The 6,965-nt window shown below is 44.9% G+C and carries 5 protein-coding genes; all 5 read left to right on the top strand.

Annotated elements, in window-relative coordinates; translation table 11 throughout:
- The first annotated feature begins 232 nt into the window (after positions 1-232).
- The 5 genes from MHN09_RS14870 to MHN09_RS14850 all read left to right on the top strand — a co-directional run bounded on the left by MHN09_RS14870 (position 233) and on the right by MHN09_RS14850 (position 6,957).
- Complete coding sequence (locus MHN09_RS14870; protein WP_039225346.1) at positions 233-1,372, top strand: M14-type cytosolic carboxypeptidase; 1,140 nt, start codon at positions 233-235, stop codon at positions 1,370-1,372.
- A gap of 108 nt (positions 1,373-1,480) precedes the next feature.
- A complete protein-coding gene (locus tag MHN09_RS14865) occupies positions 1,481-3,139 on the top strand; it encodes an AGCS family amino acid carrier protein (protein ID WP_014949838.1) in 1,659 nt (552 codons plus the stop codon).
- A 265-nt stretch (positions 3,140-3,404) separates the two neighbouring features.
- The gene (locus MHN09_RS14860; protein WP_069944504.1) at positions 3,405-3,731 is read left to right on the top strand and encodes a zinc ribbon domain-containing protein; all 327 of its coding nucleotides are present in this window, start codon (positions 3,405-3,407) and stop codon (positions 3,729-3,731) included.
- On the top strand, positions 3,732-4,025 hold the full coding sequence (locus tag MHN09_RS14855; RefSeq protein ID WP_014949836.1) for a DUF1315 family protein: 294 nt from the start codon (positions 3,732-3,734) through the stop codon (positions 4,023-4,025).
- Positions 4,015-6,957, top strand: a complete 2,943-nt coding sequence (locus MHN09_RS14850; RefSeq protein WP_239241232.1) for a DUF349 domain-containing protein — start codon at positions 4,015-4,017, stop codon at positions 6,955-6,957. The genes MHN09_RS14855 and MHN09_RS14850 overlap by 11 nt, the downstream gene beginning before the upstream one ends.
- Positions 6,958-6,965: the final 8 nt, after the last annotated feature.

The following is a 6,965-nucleotide window of genomic DNA, read 5'->3' as shown; positions in this document are numbered from 1 at the left end:
CGTCCATAAAAAAATCCGATATCAGTTACCTGATACCGGATTTTGAAGCCTTAAAAAGATCGGTCAACCGATCATTAAATTCTTAACTGATCGGCATTAACCTAAGTGGTCGGTTTTTTGATGGTGTAAACATTTTGTATACTTTCGATAGTACAAAACCCGCTGTGTGCGTGGAATTTGTGTTTACGTCTATGCTAAATTAGCGCTCAAATAATGAGGAAAACGACAGTCTATGCATATTTCCAGTCAATTCGACAGCGGTAACATTGAAGTTGTTAGCGCACAATCACCAGACGATATCCGTCTAACCATTCCCAACGACAACCAATCTGAATTTGCTCAGTGGTTCCATTTTCGTTTAGTGGGCGAAACTTTTGTAACTCACACAATGACTATTGGTAATCTGGCTAAGTCAGCGTATCCAGAGGGTTGGAAGGGGTATAACGTTCTAGCGTCTTACGACCGTCAAACTTGGTTTAGAATTCCTAGCGAATTTGACGGTGACAATCTTACGTTCTCACTAACGCTAGAACAGCCAAGCGTATACTTCGCGTATTTCATTCCTTTTAGCTACGAACGTCACCTTGATCTTGTGCACGACGCGCAGATGTCACTACTGTGCGAGCACAAATTCCTAGGCCTTACCCTTGATGGCCGTGATATGTCTATGCTGGTTATCGGTGAAGAAACACCAGAAAAGAAAAAAGTCTGGATCACGGCACGTCAACACCCTGGCGAAACCATGGCCGAGTGGTGTGCCGAAGGTATTATTTATCGTCTGCTCGACGAGCAAGATGGTTTGGCGCGACAGTTGCTTGATAATGCTGTTTTCTACATTGTGCCAAACATGAACCCAGACGGCAGCGCACGCGGTCATCTGCGTACCAACGCTGTAGGAACCAATCTAAACCGTGAGTGGGCGACACCATCGAAAGAAAAAAGCCCAGAAGTACTTTACGTACTGAATGCAATGAGCGAAATTGGTGTAGACATGTATCTTGATTTGCACGGTGATGAGGCATTGCCGTACAACTTTGTCGCAGGAAGTGAGGGTAACCCTAGCTACAATGACACCATCAAAATGCTTGAAAATACGTTTAAAGATGCGCTGTTGAACGCTACGCCAGAGTTTCAAGATGAATTTGGTTACGATAAAGATGAGCCAGGCAAGGCTAATTTAACCGTAGCGTCAAATGCGGTGGGCGAGAAATTCAAATGTATGGCATATACGGTGGAAATGCCATTTAAAGACAATGCAGATGTACCGGACGATATCTACGGTTGGTCGGTACAGCGTAGCCGTCAATTAGGTGAAGATTTACTTATTGGTGTGAATGCAGTTGTTAAAAAGCTAAAAGCATCAGAGCAATAAAATAAAAATAAGGAAGCGAAAGTTTCCGCAAAAAGGCCTCGACAAAAAGAGGCCTTTTAATTATTAAAATAAAACAACAATTAAACATAATAAAAAAGGGGAATAACGTTGGAAGGGTTATATGGTTTTCTAACTATGCTCGATGGATTCTTAGGAGGCGCGTTCTGGTTTCCTTATGTACTGTTAGGCGTAGGTCTTTTCTTTACGGTTTATCTTAAATTTCCGCAAATTCGTTTCTTTAAACATGCCTGGCAAGTTGTTACCGGTAAGTTTGATAAAGAAAGCGATCCAGGCGACACCACGCACTTTCGCGCACTTACAACCGCACTGTCTGGTACCGTAGGTACAGGTAACATCTCAGGTGTTGCATTCGCTATTTTCCTTGGTGGCCCCGCTGCACTATTTTGGATGTGGGTAACCGCCTTTTTAGGTATGACTACAAAATTCGTTGAAGTTACTCTATCGCACAAATATCGCGTAAAGACAGAAGACGGCACCATGGCCGGTGGCCCTATGTATTACATGGACCGTCGCCTAAACATGAAGTGGTTAGCGGTTGCATTTGCTGTTGCAACGGTAGTCAGCTCATTTGGTACCGGAAACCTTCCTCAAAGTAATGGTATCGCGCAAAGTATCGAAGCAACATTTGGCTTCGAACCTTGGATGGTAGGTAGTGTACTGGGTATTCTTCTAGCCTTGGTAATTCTTGGTGGTATCCAACGCATTGCCGCGTTTACAGCGCGTGTTGTTCCAGTTATGGCTGTTATCTACCTCATCGGTGCGCTAGCGGTTATTTTCGCTAATCTTGACAACATAGGGCCTTCGTTTGCCGCAGTTATCGGTGATGCGTTTACTGGTTCAGCTGCCGCAGGTGGTTTCTTGGGAGCTTCGTTAGCTTATGCGTTTAACCGTGGGGTTAACCGAGGCTTGTTTTCAAACGAAGCGGGTCAAGGCTCTGCACCTATCGCTCACGCAGCGGCAAAAACAAAAGAGCCTGCTTCAGAAGGTATGGTGTCACTGCTTGAACCCTTTATCGACACTATTCTAATTTGTACCGTAACGGGTTTGGTTATTTTGTCGTCTGGCGTGTGGAAAGAAAAACACGAAAACGTCTTCGATCGTTCAGACATGTACTTTGTTGCAGGTCAATACGACGACTCGAATCAGGATGACGTAAACAAACTATATGGTTACTTGAATGAAATTGAAGGTAACAATGTACAGCCTTATACTGGCTCAATTACCGTTGTTAACGGCACGGCGGTAAGCGATGGTTTTACACTGCTTAACGCTAGGTCTGTAGCAGAAGACGTGAAGTATGCAGTAGGTAGTGAAGACTTGTTTACTGGCACGCTTAAGATTGTCGACGGAAAGCCGGTTAAAGAGAACCTTGAAGTAAGCGGTAAGTCACTGGTTCACTCGGCAGCGCTCACCACCATTGCCTTTACTCGCGGTTTCTTTGGCGATTTCGGTCAATATATTGTGTCAATTGGGCTTATGCTGTTTGCGTTCTCAACCGCCATCGCTTGGTCATATTATGGTGATCGCGCTATGACATATTTGTTCGGTCCTCGCTCCGTAATGCCGTATCGCGTCATCTACGTCGCCGGTTTCGTTTGGGCTGCATTCTCTGACACCACATTAGTTTGGGCACTTTCAGCTGTGGCTATCGTGGTAATGACCTTGCCAAACTTGTTCGGCATCATGTTGCTTTGTAAAGAGATGAAAGAAACGGTTAACGACTACTGGTCTCGACATAAAAAATAAGGTGAGTATTGCCTAAAGCATCGCCCCTTCTTGAGTTTCACTGAAGGGAATGCAACTTGGCTATCAGGTAAAAATGCGTAGCGGTGAACTTTGTATAAAAGTTAACACCCTGCGCATTTTTGTTTTATGGCGATAAGGTTAATCCACAGAATCGACTTCATTGTTGTGATGAACTTAAGTATGATACCCATCCGCGTATAAATGCGTCTTCGCTCAATAGCGAGTTGCGCATTTCCATTTCGCACCCAATAAACAGGAGCAACATATGGCATTAGTTGACTGTCCTTCGTGTAACAAAAAAACGTCTGACAAAGCGAAGACGTGTCCTCACTGTGACTTTAAAATCGGTGATGCGACCTCTGAAGATATAGAGCGCAAACAAAGCTTACAAAGATTTAAAAAGTTAGCCAGTATCCAGAACCAATCCCTTCTTGCTATGCTGATATTCGTTGCGAGTTTTGGCTTCATGTATTGGGGCGGAACACACCCAGGTGATTTGCAACATAATTTAGCTATTTTGGGCGCAGTGGTTGGCTTTGTTTGGTACTTAGTAAACCGCGCGCGTATTGTTTACATAAAGCGTTTTTCCTAAATGAATATAGAAGCACTTTTAGCCAGCATGACGCCGGAGATTTACGAGCGTCTGCGTCAGGCTGTTGAAACAGGTAAGTGGCCAGATGGCACGCCTTTAAACGAAGAGCAAAAAGCAAGCAGCATGCAGGCTGTTATGCTGTATCAAGCAAAAATAGAAAAGTCCTCTGAGCATATGACAGTAGGTGAAAGCGGCGAAATCGTACATAAAAGTAAAGCCGACTTTAAACGCTCGTTACGCGATGAGCAGGATGATAATAATACAATAGCGCGGTTTAAACAGGATGATATTTAGTCGTATATTTGCGCCTTCACACCAAAGCCCAAAGCCTGAAAAACGGATGCAGGCAATCGAGAGTCTCTCTCCCGAAAAGGCACAGGAAAAAACAATTCTTCACGAACTGGCATTTAATGACGAAGATGCAAATGTCAGTTTAGCAGCACTCGAAAAGCTTAATAGCTTTGTGCTGTGGCTTAAAATGTCACAAATTGCCAAGCAGTCTCGCGTTAAAAAAGCGGCGGAGAAAAAGGTAAACGCCGCTTTGTTAGGCGAGGGGGATGTCACACTCTCCCGCCAAGAGATATTCTCTTTTTTAACTGAAACAGCCAACGCCGATTTGGTAGTGCAGTTAGTACCGCAAATGTTGAAGAAAGAGCCTATGCTGTTACAAGATGATGCGCTAGCTAACGCACTAATCGAAAAAGTAGCGAAGACATCTTTCACCCAGTTTGTTTTTTTAGAAGGCGCAAGTCCCCAACTGAAAACCCAGCTAATAAACGCCCATTCAGACGTATCAGATTTACAGAAACTAGCTAAGAAAGTGTCAGATGATGCGCTTACAAAGCAGATTAATGCACGTATTGACGCTATCAAAGAGGCTGCAAAGCGCCCAGTGGAGCTTAAAAAGCAGCTCACTCTGGGACTTTCAAAATATCAGGCTTTACTCGACAAATCAGATGTAGAAACCATTGATGAAAAGCGCAGCGAACTTGAGAGCGAATTGACTGGGTTGTTTGCTCAAATTGACTTACTCACTTCAGAAGAACGCGCTGATTATGAAGAAAAGCGCGCGCGTATAGGTGAGCAGCTCGAGCGATATTTAAGCCGTATCCGCCCAGCATGGGAAGAGAAGCAACAAGCGTCGCAACGTGCCAATACCAAAGCATTGTGCGAACAGCAGCTTACTTATGCCAAGGAGCAGGTAGCTTGGTTGTACAATAACAGGCTTTGTGAAGCGACGCTTGCTGATGTTGCTACGGTTAATGAAAGCGTGCGCGGTGTTGAAGCAACGCTCGAACAGCTAGCGCGTCTCGATGATGAATCTGCAACTGATAAGCGAATTACACAGATTAAGCGCTCTGTCGACGAACTAAACGAGCAGCTTGATCGCTTCTCTATGCAGCAGCAATACGGCCAAAAGCTACTGATAAAACTTCAGTCGCTCGAAGACATTGCCGCTAAGATCGTTTCGGCAGGCGATAGCGAGTCGGACAAAGACGCCCGTGATGTGAGCGTTGAAGAAGCTAGCGCATCGACTGAGGATTTGAGTCAGGTAAATGGTGGCGACGCATTACAAAGCAGTAGTGTAGTGGCTCTTAAAGCGGAGTTTGACGAAGCACGTCAAGCGTATAAAGCGCTTAGTTGCGAAATCGATGCCATTCCTAAGGCGTTGTCTAAACGTTTCAACGCAGCGACAAGCAGTGTAAATGCCAAAGAGCGCGCTCAAAAATCCAAAGAAAATGAGCAAGTAAAACACATTAGAAAGCACATTAGCGTTATCGATAACTTAATTGCTCAGGGTAAATTCCGCGTTGCTATTTCAAAATTTGCAAAGCTTCAGGAAAGTTATGCTGCGCTTCCTGGTTCAGCGAAAAAGTATGTAGAGAAGCGTTTTGAAAAGACCGCTGGTGATGTGTCGCGCTTAGAAGGATGGCAGGATTACCTTGCTGCGCCGCGCAAACCCGCTCTTGTAGAGGAAGCAAAAGCGTTAGCCAGCGCTGATGCAGAAAATATTAAGCAAAGAAGTGAAGCCATTAAGTATCTTCGTAAGCAATGGTTATCACTAACACCGTCATCGTCAACGAGTGAAGAAAGTAGTGATGACGCGTTGTTACAGCAGCAATTCGATGATGCACTTGAAAAGGCCTTCGAGCCTTGTAGAGCGCATTATGCGAAGTTAGATGCACAGCGGGCTGCTGCGCGTGAACAGCGCATGTCGATTATCGCTACGGTTAAGGCAATGGACATTAACATGCCGGAAGCCGAGTTAGTGAAAGTTTTCGATAGAGTGTCTAAACAGTGGCACGCTGCAGGTCAGGTTGAACGTGAAATTTATGAACAGCTGAAGCAAGAATGGAAGGCGGTATCATCGCCCATTCAGGCAAAAGTAAATCAATGGCAAAGTGACAACCAAGCCCAAAAGCGTGCGTTAGTCACCCAAGCTTGTCAACTTGCTACGGAAGAAGATGTCGCTGGCGCTGCCGACAAGGCTCAGCAATTACAAAGCCAATGGAAGCAAGTAGGCCATGCAGGTAAACGTGAAGAGAGTAAGTTGTGGGCAGAATTTAAGGCTGCCAATGACACCGTATTTGAACGTTTAAAAGCCGAGCGGAAAGTACAGAATAATGCATTTAACGCGTTAGTAGATTCGCTACTCAAGCAAGTGGAAGCTGTTGACATCAACAGCGATGATGCAACGTTCAGTCAATCAATAAGCGACGTTCGCGTTCAGTTAACCGACTTGCCTAGAGCGCAACGTACGAAAGTAGATAAAAAGATTGATTCACTTGAAAGTAAGCGCGCGGCGCAAGCGAAAAATGCACAATCTCAAGCCCGATTGGCGCGAGCTAAGGCTCTGATTTCTTTACTACAGCTAAGTGTAGGTGAGGGAAGTGGTGATGAGCAATCTCTAGCGGAAACGTTAGGGAAGCGTTGGTCAAGCGTATTGGGTCAGTCAACTGGAAATAAAAAAACTCAGCACGATAGACAATGGTTAACGGTAGCATTAGAAGTCGCAACTGGTATGCCAAGCCCAGATGCAGACGCATCTATACGCTCTAGCGTACAGCTACAAATGATGACATCTAAGTTGGAACAAGGCGAAGCGGCAACAGCTCCCGACATTCTTGCTGACTGGTTATCATACGACTCGATAAGCGAAGAAGATAACCATTTGCTGCAACGAGTTGTTTCAGTTATTGATGCTCACCCTGAAATTGTTGCTTAAACGGAAAG

The sequence above is a fragment of the Alteromonas sp. MmMcT2-5 genome (assembly GCF_022348315.1).
GTDB lineage: Bacteria > Pseudomonadota > Gammaproteobacteria > Enterobacterales > Alteromonadaceae > Alteromonas > Alteromonas macleodii.
The sequence above is the reverse complement of the archived record's forward strand: the minus strand, read 5'-3'. Positions and strand labels throughout refer to the sequence as shown.

Bases quoted from the DNA above. Each gene is read 5' to 3' on its own strand.
- MHN09_RS14860 (WP_069944504.1), top strand. From the start codon at position 3,405: ATGGCATTAGTTGACTGTCCTTCGTGTAACAAAAAAACGTCTGACAAA.
- MHN09_RS14870 (WP_039225346.1), top strand. From the start codon at position 233: ATGCATATTTCCAGTCAATTCGACAGCGGTAACATTGAAGTTGTTAGC.
- MHN09_RS14850 (WP_239241232.1), top strand. From the start codon at position 4,015: ATGATATTTAGTCGTATATTTGCGCCTTCACACCAAAGCCCAAAGCCT.
- MHN09_RS14855 (WP_014949836.1), top strand. From the start codon at position 3,732: ATGAATATAGAAGCACTTTTAGCCAGCATGACGCCGGAGATTTACGAG.